This window comes from Metabacillus sp. GQ13 (assembly GCF_059758525.1).
Map to the genome: position 1 here is coordinate 279,603 of NZ_JCAXET010000002.1, position 24,151 is coordinate 303,753.

Genomic DNA, 24,151 nt, shown 5'->3' on the forward strand with positions numbered 1-24,151 from the left:
TTTGATAGGAAGTGGAAGTTATTAAAAAAAAGGGGGAATAATTATGAAGAAAAAAATTTGGTCAACCATTTTTGCATCTAGTATGTTAATTGGTGCATTAGCAGGATGCTCTGGAGCTGGGGGAGAAAGTGCATCAGGATCAAATGAAGATAAAAGTGGTAAGGCAGATGAGGCAGTTACAATTAAGTTCCATACTCATGGAAATGAAGCTAGCTATAATTGGAAGGAAACAATCGCAGCATTTGAAGAAGAGCACCCTAAAATTGATATAGATTTAGTCGTTCTTAGCGAAAAGGGAGATTCTCAAGAAGCGATTCAAAAGTTAGATTTAGCCGCAGCATCTGGAGAACAATTAGATGTCCTAATGTTTAGTGATCCAGCTAGTTATGCTCAACGTGTAGCTTTAGGGATGGTAGCACCGATTGATGAATTTATTGAAGAAGAAGGATATACCTTAAATGAAGAATATAAGGTAGACACAATATTAAATGATCAATATTATGCTCTTCCTGGAAAATTCAATCCTTGGTACGTTTTATTAAATAAAGATCATTTAGAAGAAGCTGGGCTTGAAGTACCAACGGATTGGACTTGGGATGAATATATGGAATATGCGAAAAAGCTAACAACTGACGAACATTATGGAACATATTTTCACGGTCCGCAAAATGGTAGTTGGATGGAATTTATGAAATTAGCACTTGCCAGTGAAGAAGATAATACTGAATTTGTAAAAGCTGATGGAACGTCAAATATTGAAAATCCATTATTCCGTAAATCATTAGAAATGCGTTTGAAAATGGAAAAGGATGACAAGTCAGCAACGCCATATACCGATATTATGTCACAAAAGCTTCATTATCGTACACAATTCTTTAACCAAGATGCTAGTACTATCCTAATTGGAAGCTGGATGAATACTGAACTTGGAGGCACTGATCAGTTTCCGCTAAACTTTAATGTAGCAGTTGCACCTTATCCAAAGAATGAAGCTGGAGACGAAGGTGGATACACTCCAGTTACAACAGATTTTATGTCTGTTGCTGCAAACTCAGAACATAAGAAAGAAGCCTATACCTTTATCCGCTGGTATACAACAGAAGGGCAAATTGCACAGGGGAAAAACATTCCTTCTTGGAATGGTGTTAGTGAAGATGATTTAGGTTCACTTATTGACGGGATTTTAGAGGGGACAAATAATCCAGAAAAAGTAGACAGAGCTTCATTAATTAATGTATTGAAAAGTGCTAAGTCTTCAAAAATCATTCCGCCAGTTCCCTATCAAGCGGAACTCTATAAAGTTATAAATGAAGAATATGAAAAACTGATTTTTGATGAGCAAGATATTGATGCAACAATAAAAGTCACACAAGAACGAGTTCAAGAAATAATCGATAATAATAAGTAATAGTTTGATATGATAAATGGAGGGGCGTAAGCCGTTTCTGCCCCGATCTTTTTCGTTTAGAGGAGGTTGGTTATGTGGATTCGGATACAGCAAAAGCTGTCGCCCCGATCTTTTCGTTTTAAAGTTATTTTGACATCAGTCATATGTTTAGTAATTCCGGCTATAATAACCTTATTTATTAATAGTTATTTAACAAAAGATGCGATGAAAGAACAAGCTATTTCTAATGCGAATAGAGAGTTAAGATTAGCAGGTGAGTATGTCACAAAATTGCTTGATGATATGCTATATGCTGCAAACTTTGTTCAAATTGATTCGGAAATAAATACAATCTTAAAAAAGAATGCAACAATAAAACAAAAAGATCATAATGTACCTAACGAGGACTACCAAAACTACATGGAACAAAGTAAGGTAGTGAAAACAATTGAAAATATAACATTACTTGGGGAAAAGTCCTATGTCACAATCCTTTTAGAAAACGGGAAATATTATACGAATTATGCTGAAAGTGATTATAATCCAGTAAAATTATTTGAAGAGTCTTGGTTTAAAGGTTTGAAAAAAGTATATGGATATGAAGCCATTTGGATTGGTAGTCAGCCTACTGTTTTTGAGTCTGAAAAAGAGAGTAATCCCTATCAAATCTCGGTAGCGAGAACATTAAGAGACTCTAACTTAAAGATATATGGTTATGTAATTGTCACAATAATGGAAAATGAAATCAAACAAGCCTTTGATAGTATGCCTGGCAATGAGGAAATGATGATAATCGATGATTCTAATAAAATTTTATCACATAGTGATAATGGTAAGATTGGTCATTCTTTTCCTTACTTGGAAAAAATAGAGCAGGGTGATTCCTCTGATATAATAAAAATATCTAATAAGGATTATCTTATTACTGATCATAATATTTCCTATACAGGATGGAAAATTGTCTCATTAAATCCTTATAAACAGGCGATTTATAAAATAAATTCGATTTTTAATAAAGTATTTCTTGCTCAAGTGATTTCATTTATTCTTTTTTTCCTTTTATTAACCTATATACTAAAAACGATGACAAAACCACTCGTCCATTTAGGCAATGTAGCAACAACCGTTCAAAGTGGAAACTTAAAAGTAAGATCAAATATACAAAGTAGAGATGAGATTGGTAGACTGGCAAACTCCTTTGATCAAATGCTCGATAGAATCAACGAGATGATCAAAGAAATAACAGATAATCAAACAAGGAAGCGTAAAGCAGAGTTTGCTATGTTACAAGCCCAAATAAATCCACATTTTTTATTCAATGTATTAAATTCTATCAGAATGAAAGTGTTGAGAAAAGGTGACAAAGAAAGTGCAAATATGATTAGTTCTTTATCAAAATTGTTAAGAATGACAATAGATAAAGATAAAGAGATGATTTCCTTTAAAGAAGAAATTGAGATCGTAAAAGATTATGTCATTTTAATGAATATGCGTCAAAAAGAAAAAGTAGATCTAGAAATAAATGTTTCGTCTACTTCATACATAGAGAAAATCCCACGTTTTATCTTGCAACCAATTATTGAAAATTCAATGATTCATGGTTTAAATCAGAGTTCAGGGATTATCTCGTTAGAAGCGAATGTCGATCGAAATGATTTCGTGATTATTATTAAAGATAATGGGCAGGGAATGAATGAAAGCGCATTAAATAAAACAAGAGAACATCTTATTATTCAAAAAGACTTTACCAGCATACAAAGTAAGATTGGATTCTCAAGTATTGGCTTATCGAATGTATACGAAAGAATGAGAATGACATTTGGTGAATCTTTTAGCATGAGTATTAGTAGCGAAGAAGGAATCGGAACCAAGGTGATTATGCTTGTTTCAAGAGGAGGTAACAGTCCTAATGTTTAAAGTGATGCTAGTTGACGATGATTATCCGGTATTAGAGTTGCTGTCTGAAACAATTGAGTGGGAACAACTTGGTTTAGAACTTCAAAGTGTTCATGAAAATGGTGCTAGTGCACTGCAGTGTGCTTTAAAGGAAATGCCGGATATATTAATTACCGATATCGGAATGCCAAAAATGAATGGAATTGAGTTAACAAGGCACATCAAGGAAAACAATTCAACGATCCAAGTGTGTATCTTAACGTGTCACAATGAATTTGAATTTGCGCAACAGGCTTTAAAACTTAATGTTCAAGATTATTTGTTAAAAGATACTCTTAATCCGGAAGACTTGAGTTCAGTATTAATAAAATTAAAAGAAAATCTTGAAATCGAAAATCAACATAAAATAAAGTCATTTCAGTTAGAAAATATCGTCGGGCGTAATAAAGAATCAATGAAACGAGATTTTCTTAGGAAGACAATATTTCAGCCAATATATAACAAAACTGAATGGTTTAAAGAGGCTAATTCTTTTGGTTTAGATTTAAAAGGACGATCTTTTATTCCTGCTTTATGCTTTATACAAGATTTTCGAAAAGCAATAGAATTTTTTATATCTGAAGATACATTAGTATTTTCGGTTCAAAATGTAATTGGAGAAGTGCTTAGGGAACATGGTGAAAACTCAGTCCATTTTACTTTTGGAATAAAAGAATCATTTGTTTTTTTTCATTATAGCTCAAACGTAAAAATAGACTGCTTTGGCATAGCATATGAATGTATGCACAAAATTCAAAAGGCATTATTAGATAATCTAAATATCGCAGTATCCTTTATTATTGGTGATATATTTGATGACCAACCAGCTTTAAAAAAAGAGTTAGAAGATTTATTGAATTGTACAAATCAACGTTTTTATATGAATATGGGTAGAATTGAAAATAAACAAGTTGAGGGGGAATTATCTGAAAGTTTATACGTCTGGTATGATAAAGCATCGGTAGAGATTAGACAGCTAATCATTGAGAGGGATAGTAAAAAGGTAGTTACTACTGTGACAAGTTGGATAACCACTTTCAAGGAAAAAAAGGTCCCATCAGAAGTTGTAAAAGATTGGATATTAAAACTCTTATTGGATCTAAAGCTGAGACTAAAAACTCTTAATCTTTTTGATGCAAACTATTCAGATGAGGTCCTTCATGAAAAAATTCATTGTATAGATTCATTAAAAGAGTTAAAGAACTGGTTAACAAACTATTTTGAAGCGATTCTATTTGTTGTAGGAGATATAACAACTAAATCACGCCGGAAAGAAGTGATTGAAGCCTGTAATTATGTTTCGGTTAATTTAGAAAAGAAAATAAGTCTTGATGAAGTAGCTAACTACATTTATCTGAATCCTAGTTATTTTAGCCGTTTGTTCAAAAAGGAAGTTGGAGAAACGTTTGTAGAATATGTGACGAAGACGAAAATAACTAGAGCAAAAGAATTACTTGAACAAACGATTGAACCAGTGGGGAAAATTTGTGAAAGCTTAGGCTATGATAATCAAAGTTATTTTATCAAGGTATTTAAAAACATGGTTGGTGTTACGCCAATTGAATTTAGGGGAGATCGACCCTAAAGGGATTGCTATCTTATAGTTCAATAGTTTATTTATTATCGATCAATAGTTCAGAAGAAAGAAAAGGGTGGTTGAATGTCTAACAATATAAAATGGGTAGATGAGGCTTGGCAAAAGGTTAATGAAAAAGTTGAAAGAACGAGTAAATCGATTGGAGCTAATTTTCCACATGCTAGTATTGAAGGCGCTTACCAATTGGAAGAACCCTCTTGGTGGACGGCAGGGTTTTGGCCAGGACAACTTTGGTTAGTATATCGTGATTCGAAAAATGAATCATTAAAACAAATAGCAGAACAGTGTGAAGATAGGCTAGATCAAGTAATAACTGATTATTATAAGCTTGATCATGATATGGGTTTTATGTGGACATTAACAAGTGTTGCGAGATATAAGCTTCAAGGAGAAGAAGAATCAAAAAAACGTGCTCTTTTGGTTGCGAACTTACTAATGGGTAGGTTTAATGCCTCAGGTAATTATATTCGTGCCTGGAATCCATGGTATGAAGGGGAAGATAATTCTGGATGGGCGATTATTGATTGCTTAATGAATTTACCGATCTTATTTTGGGCAACAGAGGTTACGGGGGATCCAAGATTTAGCATTGTTGCAAAAAAACATGGAGAAACCGTTTTAAAGAACTTTATTCGGACAGATGGTTCAGTCCATCATATTATTCGATTTGATCCAGAAACTGGTGAAAAGGTTGAGGCGATTGGAGGGCAAGGATTTGCTTCCAATTCTGCTTGGTCTAGAGGTGCATCATGGGCGGTATATGGATTAACTTTACTGTTTAAATATACAAATGAGGATAAGTATCTACAAGCGGCTAAAAATGTCTCACATTTCTTTATTGCCAATTTACCAGAGGATGGTGTTCCTCATTGGGATTTTAGACTTCCGGAGGGTGTAACGAAATACCGTGATTCATCAGCTGGAGCTATTGCAGCATGTGGACTACTCTTACTAGCTAAATATGTAGCACCGACTGAAGTTGGGATCTATAAAGATGCAGGTGTTAAAATCCTTAAATCCTTATATGAGAATTATGGTGATTGGGAAAATCCAGATCAGGAAGGATTGATCCTCTCAGGGACAAGCCATTATCCAGAAGGGAAAAATATCAATGTACCACTCATCTATGGTGACTACTTTTTTGTAGAAGGTTTGTCTAGCTTAAAAGGTCATAAGGAGCTATTTTGGTAATTAATTGAAAATGAATAGGAAGTAAGTATATCAGTTGCCATCTATAATTTAGATAAAGGAAAATAAATAAATTCAGGATTAGCTGGAATAGGATTACTCTAAATAATTGCAAACTTTGAGGTGAATACTGCGGTATATGAAATCTGATCAAATTAGAAAATTACTAGATAAAAATAAATGTTCCCTTTTATTTTCAAATCAAGAAGAACAGGACAATTGGTTTACTTCAATAAATGAAAAAAACTCTTATCAACCATTACTTGAAGAAATTAGGATAGAAGCAAATAGATTACTAAGTGAACCTGCTCAAGAATTACTATTTTCTACGTTCATTCTTTTTAGAGATACAGGATCACGTCTAGAATATGAAAATATGTATTTTTCTAAAAGAAGGCGACTTAATACCTTTGCTATCATGGCTTTGCTAGAACCAGATCATTCTATTTACTTAGAAGAGTTGCAAAATACAATCTGGTCAATCTGTAATGAGTATACTTGGTGTTTACCAGCACATTTAAAGAATAGACCTGAGATGGAAACGAATATTGATGACTTTCTCCCCAAAAACTTTCAACAATCGTTCTATTCAATCGATCTATTTTCTGCTGAAACAGCATTTACACTGAGTGAAATTTATAAATTAACAGAGAACTTTCTTGATCCATTAATAAAGAAGCGAATGGTTGAAGAAATATATCAAAGGGTCTTATTACCGTTCTACAATCAAGGAAACTTCGAATGGGAAACATCGACGCATAACTGGGCAGCTGTTTGTGCTGGTTCAATCGGATCAGCTGCCATGCATTTAATACAGGATGAAGAGATGCTTTCTATTATTATAGAACGTGTTCTTAATGCAATGGAATATTACTTAAAAGGATTCAACAATGATGGTGCATGTTTGGAAGGGTATGGATATTGGCAATATGGATTTGGTTTTTATATCTATTTTGCTGATTTGCTGAAAGGAAAAACCGCTAATGCTATTGATTTGTTTCACTCAGAAAAAATTCATCAAATTGCTCTTTTTCAACAAAAGTGTTTTATTCATAAGAACAAAGTTGTTAATTTCTCTGATTCAACTCAAGAAGCTGCCGTCTTTCTTGGCATAAGTCACTATTTAAAACGAATGTATCGGGACTTTGAAGTTCCAGAAATTGAACTTCGTGCTCCCTATACTGAAGATCATTGTAGTAGATGGGCTCCGGCGTTTAGAAATTTACTTTGGTTTGATGAGTATGATAAAGGAAATCCTTGGTCAAATGCAACTTATTATCTTAGAGACTCTCAATGGTTTAATTCAAGAAATAATGATTACGTTTTTGCTTGTAAAGGGGGGCATAATGATGAGCCACATAATCATAATGATATTGGTCATTTTCTCCTACAAGCTAATGGTGAATCTTTCTTAAAAGACCTGGGAAGTGGAATGTATTGTGATGGATACTTTGGTCAAGAGCGCTATACATTTTTATGTAATGGTTCACAGGGGCATTCCGTTCCAATTATAAATAATCAATTTCAGGCTGAGGGAGTCTCTCACTTTGCAACAATTACAGAGGTTTCTATAGAGAATGATATTGATAGTTTGGAAATAGACTTAACAAACGCATATTCTCTTAAATCACTTGAAAAGTTAGTTAGAAGATTTACTTGGAAAAAGGATGAGAAGCCAGAATTGATTTTGGCAGATTTTTATCAATTCTTAGTAAAGCCAAATTCAATTGTTGAACGATTTATTACTCCAGTACTTAAAATTACCGAAGTTCCTTTAGGAGTCATATTGGAAGGTAATCAAAAAGTAATAATGGAATATGACCGTGATCAAATAGAATTAATCATCAAGGAGGAAAATTTTATAAATCACTTTGGGGAAAGAGAAGGGCTGTTACTTCTTGATTTTATAGTGAAAGATCCGAAGAAAGTATGTCATATAGAATTTAAATTTAAATTTTTGTAGAGGAATGGATAATGGGAACACAATAAGATAGGAAATTATTGGTTGTGGTGATGTAACAGAAGTAAAAAGTGGTCAAGGAACTCAAAATGCCAAATATTCTAATCTGGTTGCTGTCATTAAGCTAGTCGACATCAGGTACCAAAAAGGTATGTCGATGCTTGGGAGTTAATACAGGACTCTGCTGTGGATACTATTTATATAGCAACACCACCTGCATCTCACTTGGAATATACACTAATGTGTGCGAATGACGAAAAACCAGTTTATGTTGATAAGCCTGAGGCATTGAATTCTGAAGAGTACTTGAAAATGATAGATAGGATAGATACCTGTAAAAAAGAATCTTTGCGAAAACAGCCTTGCTATAAAAAACAGTCGCACAAACTTTCATTTAGTTTGTGCGACTGTTTATGGTCATGGATGATTAATTACCTTGTCCCTCTTCAGTTTGTGAGTTTTGCTCTGTCTTAAATGAATTTCTTTCTTCCATACCTTTACGATCACCCCGGTTACCACCAAACATACCATTTGATTGAGCTTCTGTTACACCGGATTCGTTTAAGTACGTCATCACAGTAGATAATGTAAATTCTATAGATTGTGAGCTCTCTTTATATTCTGCGGCATCATACAATCCGTCTACATTTTCGCCCGTTAAGACGCCACCTGAGCTAAGGGTATAAGTTTGTTCATCTTGTAGATTCGGTGTGCTAATTAAAAGGCTTTGATAGTCCTTTTTAGGGGTGATTGCAAATACTTGTTCGCCACCGCTATCTTCCACGAATACATTTGTTCCTGCTTCTTGGAATTCAGAGAATGTCATCATAATAGCGCTTTGAGTGGAATCTTCAGATATACCTTGCGCCATACCACTACTACCAGCAGCAACTAAAATACCACCTTCAATATTGAAGGACTGATCGTAATCAAGAGAGCCATTCCCAGATGAAGTTGGTCCATAAACCAGAACCGTTCCTCCCGTCATTTTAATAGATGTATTTGAATCTAGTCCGTCACCATTTGCATTTACATATAAGTAGCCACCTGTGATTAATAATTGACCATCTTCAGTTGTTTCTTCAGCAGTGGTCGCTTCTTCAGTTGTATCGGTTCCTTCAGAAGCTCCGGGAACTTTCATAGCCATACCAGGCATTCCAAACTCACTACTACCACCATTAATATTAACTCCATCATCTTCTGCATGAACATGAATGTTACCGTCAGAAATTGTAACATTACTACCTTCAATACCTTCTAAGCTTTTTTCAATATCAATTGTTCCGCCTTTAATCGCTACATCTGCATCACTGTGAATTCCGTCATCCCCAGTAGAAATAAGTACTTTCCCATCAGAAATAGATAGATTTTGATCACTATGAAGTGCATCTTCAAGGGAGTTAATTGTAAATGTTCCACCAGCAATATTCATGTCAGTACCAGCCTTTATCCCTTTTGTACTGACTGTATCCTCTGATTCTGTTTCTTCCGTGGTTGTATCAGTTGGTATTTGGGGTCGTTCACCTTCGTTTGGTCTTTCAGGCATACCTTCTGTTGTTCCTTCTTCACTTGGCATTTGCGGCTTGCTTTCAGTTGTTCCATCTTCAGCACCATCACGGTTAAACATCTCTCCTGGATTACCGGAAGAACCACCAAATTCAGAAGTGCTCTCAATTGTTTCTGGGCTACCGCCACCAGATTCAATGGAATATTCACCGTCTACTACAGTAACTGCCTTCTCAGCTTGAACGCCATCACCTTTTGCTTGAACAGTTAAAGAACCACTTTCCAAAATGATGTTTCCTTTTAATTCGTCCTCATCGTTTGAAGCCTTCACACCATCGCCAGTTGCTACTACTGTAACAGTGGTATCTTTCATAGCTAATAAATCTCGACCGACAATACCATCATCAACAGATGTAACGTCGAGATTAACGCCTGTAAGTTTTAAGTTATCTCGACTTGTAATCCCATCATTGAAATTTCCTTGTACCTTTAATGTTCCAGAGCCGTTGATGGTTAAATCGTCTTTACTAAAAATTGTTGCTTCTGGCTCACTTGTTTCTTCATTTTCATAAACGTATTCTGTTGCATCAGAAAGAACATTCTCTGTATTTTCTTCAAGGGAAAGCACTGTTTTATCCGCTTGCTTTATATAAATAGGTGCACTTGTTGAAGAATGGATCGTCGCACCATTTAAGATGATTCGAACAGTGCCAGCATCTTCTGCATCTACAATAATTTGTCCATCTTCTAACGTTCCTTCCACAACATAAGTTCCGGTTGTTCGAATTAATAGTTGATTACCTTCAACAATCACGCCTTCATTTTCATCCACAGTTGCCGTTGTTTCAGTCAACTGAATAAAGGTGACATCATCATCTTGCCAGTCTGTATAGATATCATCGCTGTCATAAGTAACTAGATTATTTACAAGTTCATCTACTTTTGTACTACTTGTCTTCATATTGTTACTACAACCACTGATGATTAAAGCAGTCATAAACAATACAGGCAAGAACCAATTAACTTTATCATTCATCCTATTAATCATCCTTTTTATAAGTCTCGTAAGTGATCCATTTTGTGATAAGAAAGAGGGTGACTCAAAATGGTCTGACACCTCAAACTTTGGTTTTGAGTCACACTTTGTGTTCAGTTGGATTCGACTTGATTACGCTGTAAAGTTTCCGTCGTAGCTTAGCATGACAGCGGAACGTACGCCTTGAATGTTTGAAATTTCAGTTGCAATTTCCGCATCGTTTTCTTTTACACGAATTTCGTATGTCACTTCAATCTCATAATCTTGAATAATTGATTTAGATTTTAAAGCGAATTTTTTTGTTTTTTCTTTCATAATCCGTTCAATTTCTTCTCCGGCAAAGTTTTCTTCAAATTTTACAACCAATAGATATGGGTTTTCCACTTTAATTTTGTTAGCGAATAAAATAATGACAAGACCTATAAGGACGGTACCTACAATAGCTAATAAAATGAATCCTGCACCACTTAAAATACCAGCAATGACTGACCAGAATAAGTAAACTAAATCCATGGGGTCTTTTATTGGCGTACGGAAACGAACAATTGATAATGCTCCAACCATACCAAGTGATAATAATACGTTTTGACTAATTCCCATAATGACCAAAGCTGTTGCCATTGTCATAATAATTAATGAAATATTGAACGAATGTGAGTAAATAACACCATTAAATGTTTTCTTATATACGACGTAAATAAACAACCCTATTAAAAATGCTACTCCTATTCCAAGTAGTGAATCTATTAATGAAAATGAAGTCGTTTTTTCTACAAAACTTGATTTGAAAATATCTGAAAAATTAGTTGTATCCATTTTTTTCGCTCCTAATATGTTTTTTAACCGTACATTCGACTTAATTGGTATTTTGAAAACGCCTCTTGTCTTGTGTCAGACAGCTGAACTAAATGTTTAATGACACCGGGCAAATATTCATCATATTTAATTTCTAAGATGACTAAATTTGTTTCTAACACATCTACCATTGGTAAATGTTTATTGAACATATCTGTGTTTTGTAAGCTTGATTGTACCTTTAGATCGAATGTGACACGAACATTCCCAAATGGGTACATCCATGCCTCACGTTCATAATCAACCACTGTCTTCGGTTTGATTTGGTGATATTTCATTTCAGAAAATAAATCACGGATAAGTGCTCTCTCGTCTTTTTCCATCCAAAGAATGTCTCCAATACGCATCTTTTCAAATTCCGCACGTGTTATCTTGCATTTCGATTTGAATGTTAGGTTATTTCGCTTACTTTTACGTTCTAGATTGACAATCGCATCGCTTTTCCCGTATATACGAACCCGGAATTTATCACGATTTAAGTACCCTTCCTTTTTCTCGTTCAAAATTTTATTATCAAAATTATCGAAGTATGTTGAACGAATTAAATATTTTCCATTTGTACCTGCATTTGAATCTCTGGTCATAATGTGGAGAAGTTTACTACGTAACACGAGATATTCCGCAACAGATATAGCATGCTTCAGCTCATTACGACCCTTTGGATTAAAAGAGGTTTGAATTGGCATGTTCTTTCCTCCTTTCTTTATTAGAAGTGCCTAGTAGGTTAGTTAATTCCTTTGAACAATACCTAGTTTAAGTGCTGAATGTGTCAGGATGATGTCAAGTAAAGTTATTGTAAATTATAGAAATGGAAAATCTGGAACTGAAAGTCGTAAAAAATTGCACTTGATTGTAATTTAAGTAACGGGCGCTAGTACAAAAAAGGGTGATGGAAAGGAAGATTATATGCTTAGGCTTCCTTTTGATGGCATCCTATCATTACCTAACACCTACGAACAATTTGGAACTTCCTTATTGAGTTAGATATTTTCTATGTTTAATAACAATTTGTTAGTGATGTCATTTGAAATCGAATAGTTAATTAGTTTGATCAACCGAAGATATTAATAGGTATTAAATAGTAAAGGGAAAATGGAGATATAGTTATGAGTAGAAATTCAATAAAAATATAATTTTGAATCTTTGCTAGATGAAAAAAGTTAATACAATATCTAACCTAAAGTTATGTAAAATTCAAAAACTAATAATAGAGGTATATTATTATTAATTTAATGTTTTCATTAAATTTCCATCTGGAAAAACGCCATTTTTTGATGTTGTGTCTAAGTACGCTAAGAAAGATATTGAATCAAACGGAAATAAGATGTTAATAGAATTATTCATAAAAAACAACATATTTCTCTGGGGAAACTGCATTTCATTTATTGAGAATTATGAAATGCTTGATAGTAATCATCTTTAAATGACAAGCAATTTGGTTTATTTCAAAATGGGCATTGAATAATGATAAGAGAAATAGCATTGGGTAGGCTGAATACCTCGGACCATCATGATGGCAAGCATTGATCGTTGCTATATTATTAGTTACATGTTTTTTTAAATTAACACTAATAGTATTAGCTATAGCTGAAGATCAGTTGGCGATAGTTTTTGTCCTTATTTACTGAGATTATTGTAGCAACAAAACCCATGAAATGAACGTACAAATCACACTATCCAGTTCAATAAAGGGGAAATATATATTAATCTATATACTTTGTGAGCTTGATCATACATAGTCAAAATCTATTTGGGAATAATAAGCGCATTCAATCGCCATATAGAAAGGACTTCACGCACATGAATTCTTTAATAGTAGAGATTAAAGATTCAATTGGGGAAGATGATGATTTTTTTATCATTGAACAACATTTTAATGAAATTTTAGTTGTCTTAATTGGACTTAAGAGTCTCGTTGCCTTGCAAAAATCGATGCAATTTATTGACGAACAAATTTTAGTTGGGAGTATGACCAATAAGAGATTACATCAGCAATTAAATAATATTGGGGAGAAAAAAACAGAAGCAAAGGAAATTATTTCATTAATATTAGAAGGAAAGCTGATTGTTTACTTCAATGAAGAAAAGGAATATGTAATTAGCATCGATCCGATTTTAATACCACTCAAAAGATCAATTGAGCAACCGACTAATGAAAATATTTTACAAGGTCCTTTAAATTCCTTTAATGAGGAGTTAAATATAAATATAGGAATCGTTAGAAAACAAATTCTATCTGATAAGTTGCGAGTTAAAAATTATACAGTTGGAACCGAACAAAAAAAGATGCTTTCCCTCCTTTTTTATGAAAATCATATAGATGAAAAACTGGTACAAAAAATCAAAGATCTTATTGAAAGGAATCTTGAAAAGGATTTAGATAATATACAAGATGTAACAAAAATGTTGGGATTAACGCCTTGGAGTCTGATATCACGAATTAATACAACTGAAATTCCTCAAGAAGCTACCCAGTCAATCTTCAAAGGAAGAGTAATATTGTTTATGGATGGTTTTCCATTTGCTCTAATTCTTCCAAGTGTGTTTTGGGACATGATCATTCTTGAAAATGATAGAAATTTACCCATTCCACTAATGGTCTCACTAAGATTCCTCCGGATAATTGGCATTTTAATAGCTTTAATTGCACCAGGGTTATATGTAGCTCTAGTTGCAATTAATCCGGAGGTTTTGCGTATTGAAATAGCATTATCAATTGCCCAAAGTCGTGAAGGTGTGCCATACCCTGCACTTGTGGAAATGCTTTTAATGCTAATTACTCTAGAATTAGTCATGGAGGCTATTGTGAGACTACCGAAAAGTATCGGACCCACAATTACAATGGTAGGGGGAATTATACTTGGGCAAGCTGTTGTTGAAGCGAAGTTAGTAAGTAATCTACTTATCATTATTTTAGCAGCTACGACCATTGCGAATTCTAGTATTGTTGGGTTTCATAATTTGATATCCATTCGCCTTTTAAAGTATATTATCTTAATTTTAGCATCAATATATGGGGTACTAGGTATATTAGTAGGCTTATTTTTTATTTGTGCATATCTTGCAAGTATTAATTCCTTAGGAGTACCTTACCTAAACTTAAAAATTTCAAAGGGGTGATATCTAAAGTGGATAAAAGTTGGCAGATTGTATTAATGTACATTCTAACTCACATGGGTCTTATTTTCTTTTTGTACCCGACAAATATATTCGAAAGTACCACTGAAGGTCACTGGATTCCAATTATGATAGGGATTATCATTCATATTTTCATTGTTACTCTATATATGAAGGGGCTTAGCTTTTTCCCAGGTAAAAATATTATTACAATCTACTCACATGCAGGTAAGGTTTATTCTCTTCTTTTTTTATTACCGATATTTCTTTATTTAATAATGGTCACCATTATTACTGTACGAGCATATTCTGAAGTTATTGTCATTGTATTTTTATCCAAGACTCCTCTTTGGGCGATAATAGCTTTATTACTTTCCATTTCAAGTTATCTAGCGATAAAGGGAGTGGAAGCAATATTTAGGACGGGTTTTTTAATTTCATTTTTATTCTTACCATTAATTATTTTTATTTTTTCAGTAGCATTTCAAAATGTAGATTGGCACTATGTATATCCTATTTGGAATAAAGATTTTTCTTTTATCAAGGAACAATCCTATTTCAAGAGCTTTTTTGCTATTGGTGGTGGTTTTCTATATCTTGGATTTGTACAACCATACCTCTCCTATCAGAGAAAAAAAATGTGGGTTGCATTTATCGTAATTATTCCCTGCTTTATTCTGTCAGTCTATATACCACTCCTTACATTTGGACAAGCTACCACATCAACATTTGTATTCCCATTTGTTATGGTTTTAGATGGAATCAATATAACTTGGTTAATGTTTGATCGTGTGACCATGTTTTTTTTATTAAGTTTAATTACCTTTATTATTCTATTTTTATCATTAGTACTATGGAAATCAGAAAGAATTGTAAACAAGTTCTTTCCCTCTATTAAACCGATGTATCTTGTTTTGCTATTATCATCCTTCATTTTCATCATTTGTTTGTTCATTCCAAACTGGAGTGATATAGAACAACTTTTTAAATGGAACACTATTTTAAGGCTCTATGTGATAATTACAATACCAATTTCGATTTACTGCCTTGGATTTATGTCAAGTAGGAAGGGGGATAATCAGGATGCATAAACGAGTGGCAATCTTTATTTTCATAGTCTTCTTGACTTGTATCTTATGTGGTTGTTGGGAGAATAAGGATATAAATCATAGGTTAATGCCAATAGTACTTGGGGTCACTAAGGTTAATGAAGAATTTAAGGTTTTTTTGAAAATACCTCAACCTTCCAACGGAGAAATAAAAACCAAGGTAGTAATTGGTAAAGGGAAAACTATCAATCAAATCATTGATAATATTAGTGCAAATATGGAAAGTTCTGTTGATTTGCTACATGTCAAGGTGATTATTGTGGATCGGAAATTAGCTGAGGATGGATTAGAAGATCTTATCTCAGGGTTTATGAGATCAAGAGAAGTACCTTCGAAAGCTATGTTTGCTATATGTGATGACAATATTGATGATTTTTTTTCAAGTATGGATCAATTGACTGGAACGGAAGGGACTATATTATTAGATTTTTTCGAGAAAAATGCGGGTTGGGATCCCCAAATTGCATTAACAAGAGTTTGGCAAGTCTACCGAAGTATTCATTCGTATACAAAGGATGTGGCAGTTCCTATGATAAAACGTGGAGATACAACGAAAGTCCAACAAGTCGGTTCAGCCCTGATGAAAAATGGCAAGATGGTTGAAGAAATAAACGCGGATGAAACTTTACTTTACAACGCATTTAATGATGAGAGTTCTCGAGGGAAAATTGAGGTATTGGACGACGCAAGTGTAATGATACTTAGTAATAAGATGAAACATAAAAGAAAATTCATCAATGACAAGCCTTATTTTTATCCAGAAATTAAACTAAAGGTTATGATTTTGGAGACAAATGGAAACCCTTCGGAAGAGCAAATAAAAAAAGAAGTAAATGCATTACTTTTAAAGAGATTCGATGCTATGTTTTCTAAACTCCAGACAAGTGAATCAGATATTATGGGGATTGGCCAGTACTTCAGAAATCAAATTCCCAGAAATAAATTAAAGAATTGGCGATCTGAATATTATCCTCAATTAACCATTCATATGAACATTGATGTTGATATCCAGAACGGCGGAAATTTAAAAACGCCTTCAAAATAAGTTTAAAAATACTGTAAGAATTGATTATTAGAGAGTGCTGATCCACTATTTTTTCATTGTATTAAAAAATAACACATATCATTAGCAATATTACAGCGAAAACAAATTTAGCAGTATCTAATATTAATAAAGCAACAATACTCATGGACGAACAAAAAGAAGCACTGAAAATAACAGAGAATACATTCAGCAAAATTAGAATGACATACAAGGAAATCGTTACTAGTTTTAAAAATACTGCATTAGGGATTGAAACAATTAACAAAAGTCAAAAGGAATTGCTAATCAAACTCATAATATGGCGTTAAAAGCAAAAGAATTTGCTACAAGTACAGTATATCGTTGGCCGGTCAAGAGCAACTTGCCTTGACAGAAATAATGGCACAATCCTCTAAGGATTTATACAAATTGGCAGGTGAATTGAATACGGAAATTAATAAATTTAAAGTGCAATAATGTTATTTTCCCTTGATTTCCCCTCTTTAGGGAATGGAGGATTTTATCTTTGAAATTAATTTTCATTAAGATGAGGCATAAAACGTGACATTATTTTCAATATAAAATTTATGATTATGTTAAAATATAAAAAGTAGATTGATAAGTAAGGATGTGCAAGATGAAAAAACGATACACAATGATTATAAGTATAATGATCTTTGTAGGTGTCATTGCCTTATTGGTATTGGCTAAGGACCATACAGCTGTATCACTTCCAATTCGGTTCTTAATAGCAATTGGTGGTGCACTATTATCTGGAGGTATAGCTTATTTACTTTCAATTGAGAAAAAGGAAGAGAATCAATCATAAAATAGGTAGTGTTAACAAGAGAGAAAGGTCCATTTCAGTTGAAGAAGTGGTCCTTTCTCTCTAAAATAATAAATAATCAAACCATTCCGTGACGTAGAACAGAACGGTTTGATTATTCTAGCAAGGTAACAGGTCATTATTCTGTATCGGGCTGCCTAATAAGTCCCTGAAATGGGAAATGATAGTCTACAATTAGATATTTAATTTGTTTTGTAAACAAATTAAATATAATAAACTAGTAATCATTAATAATACAATTATAGAACAAATTATAATAAGATATGAAAGGGTTTACATAATGAGATTGGAAAGTAGATAATAAGTAGAAACTGGGTAATAAACAAAGAAATGGTTAAAAATATTGGATTTAACAATGCTAAAAAGTATTTTTCAGAACGTTAGGATCACACATTTAAGGAGTGAAGAATAATTAATGGGCATACTAGAGAATTTATTAAAAGATATTCCGTTGCCAAAAATGGCAAAAGTAAAACAGCAATTTGATGATACAAAAATAGAAAATCTCGAACTAGAAATAAAAGAGAAATTACAGTTAGATTCTATTCAAAAAAAGGTTAAGCCAGGTATGGAAATTGCTCTTGCTGTTGGTAGTAGGGGAATGGATCGTCTTGTAGAAATAACAGCATCAACTGTGCAGTTTTTAAAAGATTTAGGGGCAAAGCCATTTATTGTTCCTAGTATGGGAAGCCATGGAGGCGCTACTGCTGAAGGACAGCGTGAAGTGTTGGCGCATCTTGGTGTAACAGAAGAAAGCGTAAAAGCAGAAATTCGCTCATCCATGGAAGTGATCAAGCTTGGAGAATTACCGAATGGTTTACCTGTCTATATTGATAAATATGCTTCACAAGCTGATGGAATCGTTGTCATCAATCGAATAAAACCACATACAGCATTTCGTGGGCCGGTTGAAAGTGGTGTAATGAAAATGATCAGCATTGGCTTAGGAAAGCAAAAAGGTGCTGAAGCAACCCACCAATTAGGATTTAAATATATGGCAGAAAATGTGCCGGCTATGGCTAAGATGATGATGGAAAAAACACCAATTTTATTTGGAGTAGCAACTCTAGAGAATGCATTTGATAAAGTTGTCAGAGTAGAGGTATTAGCGGCAGAAGATATTGAAGAAAAAGAACCAGCACTGCAAGCATTAGCTAAACAACTATTGCCAAAACTTTTCTTTGACCAACTAGATGTGCTTGTGATCGATGAGATTGGAAAAAACATAAGTGGTGACGGAATGGATCCAAATATTACAGGACGATATCCAACCCCCTACGCAAAGGGTGGACCAGAAGTAAATAAGATGGTTGTCCTCGATCTCACTCCACAATCAGAAGGTAATGCCAATGGTGTGGGAACCGCAGACTTTACGACACAACGCTTAGTAGACAAAATGGATCGAGAAGTTACCTATGCAAATGGCTTAACTTCAACAGTTTGTGCGCCTACTAAAATTGCAACAACTCTACCTAATGACAGAGAGGCGATAAAGGCAGCGATTAAAACATGCAATATCTTAGATTTTACAAAGGTAAAAATGGTTCGTATTAAAAATACATTAGAAATAGCTGAAATTGAAGTGTCTGAAGCATTGCTTGACCATATAACTAAACACCCACAAATGGAACAAAGCTCCGACCTTTATGAACTTTTATTTGATGAAACTGGGAATCTAACTTAATAAAAAATTATCTTAGGATGTCGAATTCACTATTATTCTATGAGTATTCTTTTAGAAAAGAGGTAATTACTACATTGATTACAAGGGGGATATAAAAGTGAATAATTTATTTGATTTAACAGGATAAACAGCTGTTGCAATCGGTGGTAATAGTGTATTAGGATCATCAATTGCGAAAGGAATGGCAGCATATGGTGCGGAAATTGCCATTGTGGGCCGAAACCTTGAAAAAGCAAATAAAGTTGTAAAAGAGATTGAAGAGACTGGTGGTATTGCAAAAGCGTTTCAAGCAGATGTTAGTACACGTACATCATTAGAAAATGCTGCTAAAGAAATTGAGGAGTGGTCAGGTGGTTTTGACATTCTTCTTAATGCCCGGGAAAAAACAGTACAACATCGTTTTTTGAACTAGGTGAGGATGAATGGGATGACATTATGGATGTAAATTTAAAAGGGATGATGATTACTTGCCAAATATTCGCAAAGAAAATGATTGAGCAGGAAAGAAAAGGAAGTATAATAAACATATCATCCGTTTCTTCAACAACACCATTGTCAAAAGTATTTACTTATTCAGTTTCAAAAGCAGGTGTTAATAGTATGACACAGTATTTAGCGCGCGAATTTGCTCAACATGGTATTCGTGTAAATGCGATCGTACCTGGCTTCTTCCCAGCTGAACAAAACCGAAAAATTTTAAGTGAAGAAAGAACTGCCTCAATTATGAACCATACACCAATCGATTCGGCAATCCAGATGAATTTCAAGGTTCGGCTGTTTGGTTAGCTTCGAACAATGCTTCAAGCTTTGTAACTGGAACGATGATTCGTGTAGACGGTGACTTTGGAAGTATGATCATCTAAATCAATTATAGAAATAATAGATTTATTAATATTATAAATTTAGATACTAGAGAAAGTATATTTATATTATTGATTTATTATGGAAGAGATATATAAATAGATTTTTAAGAAAGGAGAAGACAATGATGAAGGAAAAATATTTGATGTTAGTGTCGATTCTCCGAGAAATGAACTCAGTCGTTGTCGCTTTCTCCGGCGGAGTAGATAGTACATTTTTATTAAAGGTAGCTGTAGATACATTAGGTACAGATCGAGTTTTAGCAGTAACAGCGGATTCTGAAACATATCCATCAAGTGAACTTAAAGAGGCAAAAGAATTGGCAAAGATCATTGGAGTGAATCACCATGTAATTGAAACATCTGAATTGGCGATTCCAGGTTATACAGAGAACGATCGAAATCGCTGTTACTTTTGTAAAAGTAGTTTATTCGAGCATCTACTTCCTGTAATGGAAAAGCAAGGATTTAATAATATAGTTTACGGAGTTATTGCTGATGATCTGAATGAATTCCGTCCAGGAATGAAAGCAGCTAAGGAGATGGGCATTCACGGTCCGCTTCAAGATGCCAATTTATTTAAAGACGAAATTAGAGAGCTATCCCGTGAATTTGACTTACCGACATGGAACAAACCATCTTTTGCTTGTTTATCCTCAAGAATTGCTTATGGAGAAAAAATAACCATAGAAAAGCTAACAAAGGTAGAGAGAGCAGAAGCTTATTTAAAAACACTTAACATTCGTCAAGTACGAGTTCGAACACATCAAGAAATGGCTAGAATTGAAGTTGAACCAAACGATATGAAAATAGTGTTAGAGAATCATCAGTTAATATCAAAAGAACTTTTAAATTATGGCTATAAATATATTACATTAGATTTAATAGGGTACAAGAGCGGTAGTATGAATAAGGTTCTTTCGTAAAAGAATTAGGCTTTGGGATTTCTCCAAGGCCTTTTCTAATGATTTATCTAGATCTTCAGTTTGCAGATGTTTTGGAAAAGGAGTTTATGTGTAAGAAATCATCAAAGTGCAGCGAGGTGCTACTTGGTCAGCTTTAGTTGCTTTAGAAAGGGATCACTCCTTTAGGATATTAAAAATAATATCCCATTGGGAATGTTGTGACGCCTTATGAAAAAAATCATCAAATTTATTCAAGCGTCTATGGAAAGTATGGACAGCCGCTAAGGATCTGACTAAATATTTTGGATTCATTATTAAGCGATAATATAAGAAATATTACGGAACAAACATGATTGATTAAGGTGAGTGAAAAACAATGTTGGAAGAGATTCTCGATCAAGTCCAAAAAGGTCAATTAAGTGTTGCTGAAGCAAAAGAGAAACTAGCAACCTACGAAAATTTAGGGTTTGCGAAAGTAGACCATCATCGAAAAAATCGTCAAGGTTTTCCTGAAATTATCTATGGTGAAGGCAAGACGGAAGAACAAATTCTTTCGATTATTAAGGCGATAAGAGCAAAAGATAATGATGTCCTAGTCACACGTATTTCAAAAGTAAAAGCCGAGTATATACTCAACGAAAATCCTGAATTTATTTATAATGAAACTGCACAGATCCTATTTTGGAAGGATAATTTAAAGAGTGCTGAAAAAAGTCAAGGATATATTGCGGTTGTTTGTGCAGGAACTTCGGATTTAAAGGTAGCAGAAGAAGCAGCTGTTACAGCAGAAGCATTAGGTTGTGAGGTTCGACGTATTTATGATGTCGGTGTCGCTGGTCTTCATCGATTGCTAGATAATATTGAAGAAATCCAAAATGCTACTGTTTCAGTAATTGTAGCTGGTATGGAAGGGGCTCTACCGAGTGTTGTTGGAGGCCTAGTCTCACATCCAATTATTGCTGTTCCGACAAGTGTTGGATATGGAGCGAATTTTAATGGATTGTCAGCATTACTGACGATGTTAAACTCATGTGCTTCGGGTATAAGTGTCGTAAATATTGATAATGGATTTGGAGCTGCCTATAACGCTGTATTAATTAATAACTTAGCAAATAAAGGGGCTATTAAGTGATGAAGACACTATATTTTGATTGCTTTTCAGGAATAAGCGGAGATATGGTCATCGGAGCTCTTATCGATGCAGGGGCAGATCCGCACTTTTTAGTTGAAGAATTAAAGAAATTGAACATTGAAGAAGAGTATGAATTAAGATGGAATAAAATTGTTAAAAATGGAATCACAAGTACAAAATTTGATGTTTTGTTAACAGATAATGACCATCAAACTGAACACGTACATGAGCATGAGCAAGACCACCAGCACGATCATGTTCATCATCATGACAATAACCACCACCATAATCACGAACATCATCATGAGCATGGACACCAACATGAACACGAACATCACCATAATCACCGTGCTTACCGCGATATTGTGAAATTAATAGAGTTAGCTGGCTTTTCAGAGGAAGTAAAGGAAACATCGTTAAAAATCTTTAAAAAGATAGGTGAAGCTGAAGGTCATATTCATGGTTTACCTTTAGAAAATGTCCATTTTCATGAAGTGGGAGCGGTTGATTCAATTATTGATATCGTCGGAGCTGCGATATTAATTCATCAATTAGAGATAAAGAAAGTAGTATCATCAGCAATCCCAGTAGGTAGCGGGAAAATTCATATCGATCATGGTATCTATCCAATCCCTGCACCTGCCACATTAGAAATATTAAAAGGGATACCTATTGAACAAAGTGATGTGAAATTTGAATTAACCACACCAACAGGAGCAGCAATTATTGCAGTACTTGTAGAAGAGTTTATCACTTTCCCATCAATGAAAGTAAAAACAATCGGCTACGGTGCTGGTACGAAAACATTTAAAGACCGACCAAATGTGCTCCGAGTAGTAATTGGGGAAAAACGAAACTAAACCTTCTGAAGAAATAATAGATAAAGAACCTTTAAATCCCTACCTATATGGTATCAAAAGGTAATTTGAAAGGAGTTTACAAGGTGGTTACATATCATCCTCCTAATAAAGAACATATTGATGATCAGATGGTTAAAATGGAAGTGAATCTTGATGATATATCAGGGGAATGGCTTGGATATGTGATGGATTTGCTTTTCGAATCTGGCGCAAACGATGTATTCTATACACCAATTTATATGAAAAAAAATAGACCTGGAGTATTACTGCAATTACTCTGTTCCCGTAAAAATCTACATATAATGAAAGAAATAGTACTTAATGAAACAACGACACTTGGTATACGTTATTATCCGATTACCGTTTATCGAGCAGAAAGATCTTTTAGAACTGTTTCAACTGAATGGGGACCGGTAACAGTGAAAGAAGGATATTTTGAGGGACAAGTTATTCAACGTTCTCCAGAGTTTGAAGAATGTAAACGTATTGCTAAGGACCATAAGGTCCCCTTGAAAAAAGTATATGAGCAAGTTTGGAAGGGATTAGATAACTAATCAGAAACCTATTTCAGGACATTTTCTACTACTGAAAAATAGTATATAAGAGAATTATTGGAAATAACTTTTTGAAATAAATAAAATGTGGCTGACTAAAAGATCATTAAATATGTTTTTAGTCGGCTTTTATTATAAGGCTGTTTTCGCAAAGATTGTTGTTTTCCGTACAAAGTACTACTGTACACGTTTTAACTATATCTTCGTGCTCTTTTCGCTAAATTACTCTAATATCCCTCTGGAGATAGCTTCAATTTAAAATTCAAAATCCGATTTTTATTCGTACTAGAGCAACAAACTTTTTAAAAAAAGAGCCTATTATAAAGAACAATTAGTAAATGCTCGGTACATAAATGACTCGATGTCAATTTCGTTTTAAGCTATTAATTGAGAATAAACAAGGCAAAGGCATTAGATGTTGGGACAATCAATTTCCTAGGTTGAAAAATGTGCAATCGTGATTATTGTTAGTTATAATATAAAGATCTGATTTTTATATAGAGTGGCTTACTGATCATATACTTTCGCGGATTAGCAGGTGTATGAAGGTTACTACCATTAGGAGTGGAGGTAGGGACTTACTCTTACTCCTAAT

General features: G+C 34.0%; 19 protein-coding genes and 1 pseudogene. 17 read left to right on the forward strand and 3 right to left on the reverse strand.

The features are described from left to right. Positions 1-43 precede the first annotated feature (43 nt). The 6 genes from AC6CHR_RS03465 (at position 44) to AC6CHR_RS03490 (ending at position 8,541) form a co-directional block, all read left to right on the forward strand. On the forward strand, positions 44-1,408 hold the full coding sequence (locus tag AC6CHR_RS03465) for an ABC transporter substrate-binding protein (RefSeq protein WP_498247092.1): 1,365 nt from the start codon (positions 44-46) through the stop codon (positions 1,406-1,408). A 72-nt stretch (positions 1,409-1,480) separates the two neighbouring features. After that, complete coding sequence (locus tag AC6CHR_RS03470) at positions 1,481-3,304, forward strand: sensor histidine kinase (protein ID WP_498247093.1); 1,824 nt, start codon at positions 1,481-1,483, stop codon at positions 3,302-3,304. Then, positions 3,297-4,907 carry a response regulator transcription factor gene (locus tag AC6CHR_RS03475; RefSeq protein ID WP_498247094.1) on the forward strand — a complete coding sequence of 537 codons (1,611 nt, stop codon included), beginning with the start codon at positions 3,297-3,299 and terminating at the stop codon, positions 4,905-4,907. Before AC6CHR_RS03470 ends, AC6CHR_RS03475 begins: the two co-directional genes overlap by 8 nt. A gap of 75 nt (positions 4,908-4,982) precedes the next feature. Beyond that, positions 4,983-6,110, forward strand: a complete 1,128-nt coding sequence (locus AC6CHR_RS03480; RefSeq protein WP_498247095.1) for a glycoside hydrolase family 88 protein — start codon at positions 4,983-4,985, stop codon at positions 6,108-6,110. 136 nt (positions 6,111-6,246) lie between these two features. Next, positions 6,247-8,070, forward strand: a complete 1,824-nt coding sequence (locus AC6CHR_RS03485; RefSeq protein ID WP_498247096.1) for a heparinase II/III family protein — start codon at positions 6,247-6,249, stop codon at positions 8,068-8,070. 183 nt (positions 8,071-8,253) lie between these two features. Beyond that, positions 8,254-8,541 carry a Gfo/Idh/MocA family oxidoreductase gene (locus AC6CHR_RS03490; RefSeq protein ID WP_498247097.1) on the forward strand — a complete coding sequence of 96 codons (288 nt, stop codon included), beginning with the start codon at positions 8,254-8,256 and terminating at the stop codon, positions 8,539-8,541. Here AC6CHR_RS03490 and AC6CHR_RS03495 read toward each other — a convergent pair. The 3 genes from AC6CHR_RS03495 to AC6CHR_RS03505 all read right to left on the reverse strand — a co-directional run bounded on the left by AC6CHR_RS03495 (position 8,495) and on the right by AC6CHR_RS03505 (position 12,150). Next, positions 8,495-10,609, reverse strand: a complete 2,115-nt coding sequence (locus AC6CHR_RS03495) for a carbohydrate-binding domain-containing protein (protein ID WP_498247098.1) — start codon at positions 10,607-10,609, stop codon at positions 8,495-8,497. The two genes, AC6CHR_RS03490 and AC6CHR_RS03495, sit on opposite strands and share 47 nt — an antisense overlap. 132 nt (positions 10,610-10,741) lie before the next feature. After that, complete coding sequence (locus AC6CHR_RS03500; protein ID WP_498247099.1) at positions 10,742-11,425, reverse strand: DUF4956 domain-containing protein; 684 nt, start codon at positions 11,423-11,425, stop codon at positions 10,742-10,744. A 23-nt stretch (positions 11,426-11,448) separates the two neighbouring features. Further along, on the reverse strand, positions 11,449-12,150 hold the full coding sequence (locus AC6CHR_RS03505; RefSeq protein WP_498247100.1) for a polyphosphate polymerase domain-containing protein: 702 nt from the start codon (positions 12,148-12,150) through the stop codon (positions 11,449-11,451). 1,114 nt (positions 12,151-13,264) lie between these two features. On the opposite strand from AC6CHR_RS03505, the gene AC6CHR_RS03510 reads away from it, so the two are divergent. The 11 genes and pseudogenes from AC6CHR_RS03510 to larC2 all read left to right on the forward strand — a co-directional run bounded on the left by AC6CHR_RS03510 (position 13,265) and on the right by larC2 (position 23,556). Beyond that, positions 13,265-14,584 carry a spore germination protein gene (locus AC6CHR_RS03510; protein WP_498247101.1) on the forward strand — a complete coding sequence of 440 codons (1,320 nt, stop codon included), beginning with the start codon at positions 13,265-13,267 and terminating at the stop codon, positions 14,582-14,584. A gap of 8 nt (positions 14,585-14,592) precedes the next feature. Next, a complete protein-coding gene (locus AC6CHR_RS03515) occupies positions 14,593-15,672 on the forward strand; it encodes a GerAB/ArcD/ProY family transporter (RefSeq protein ID WP_498247102.1) in 1,080 nt (359 codons plus the stop codon). After that, positions 15,665-16,735, forward strand: a complete 1,071-nt coding sequence (locus AC6CHR_RS03520) for a Ger(x)C family spore germination protein (protein ID WP_498247103.1) — start codon at positions 15,665-15,667, stop codon at positions 16,733-16,735. Before AC6CHR_RS03515 ends, AC6CHR_RS03520 begins: the two co-directional genes overlap by 8 nt. A gap of 143 nt (positions 16,736-16,878) precedes the next feature. Then, positions 16,879-17,043 carry a hypothetical protein gene (locus AC6CHR_RS03525; protein ID WP_498247104.1) on the forward strand — a complete coding sequence of 55 codons (165 nt, stop codon included), beginning with the start codon at positions 16,879-16,881 and terminating at the stop codon, positions 17,041-17,043. Between the two features lie 308 nt (positions 17,044-17,351). Beyond that, positions 17,352-17,543, forward strand: coding sequence for a hypothetical protein (locus AC6CHR_RS03530; protein WP_498247105.1), 192 nt, complete (start codon positions 17,352-17,354; stop codon positions 17,541-17,543). Positions 17,544-17,976: 433 nt separating this feature from the next. After that, on the forward strand, positions 17,977-19,245 hold the full coding sequence (locus AC6CHR_RS03535) for a nickel pincer cofactor-dependent isomerase, group 22 (protein WP_498247106.1): 1,269 nt from the start codon (positions 17,977-17,979) through the stop codon (positions 19,243-19,245). 139 nt (positions 19,246-19,384) lie between these two features. Continuing rightward, positions 19,385-20,108, forward strand: a pseudogene (locus AC6CHR_RS03540) (SDR family oxidoreductase). 122 nt (positions 20,109-20,230) lie between these two features. Then, entirely contained in the window at positions 20,231-21,031 is an 801-nt protein-coding gene (larE, locus tag AC6CHR_RS03545; RefSeq protein ID WP_498247107.1) for an ATP-dependent sacrificial sulfur transferase LarE, read from the forward strand. Positions 21,032-21,386: 355 nt separating this feature from the next. Then, the gene (gene larB, locus AC6CHR_RS03550; protein WP_498247108.1) at positions 21,387-22,142 is read left to right on the forward strand and encodes a nickel pincer cofactor biosynthesis protein LarB; all 756 of its coding nucleotides are present in this window, start codon (positions 21,387-21,389) and stop codon (positions 22,140-22,142) included. Beyond that, positions 22,142-23,002 (forward strand): nickel pincer cofactor biosynthesis protein LarC, encoded by an 861-nt coding sequence (gene larC, locus AC6CHR_RS03555; RefSeq protein ID WP_498247109.1) that lies wholly within the window; start codon positions 22,142-22,144, stop codon positions 23,000-23,002. The genes larB and larC overlap by 1 nt, the downstream gene beginning before the upstream one ends. Positions 23,003-23,085: 83 nt before the next feature. Continuing rightward, a complete protein-coding gene (gene larC2 / locus AC6CHR_RS03560) occupies positions 23,086-23,556 on the forward strand; it encodes a nickel pincer cofactor biosynthesis protein LarC2 (RefSeq protein ID WP_498247110.1) in 471 nt (156 codons plus the stop codon). Positions 23,557-24,151 lie beyond the last annotated feature (595 nt).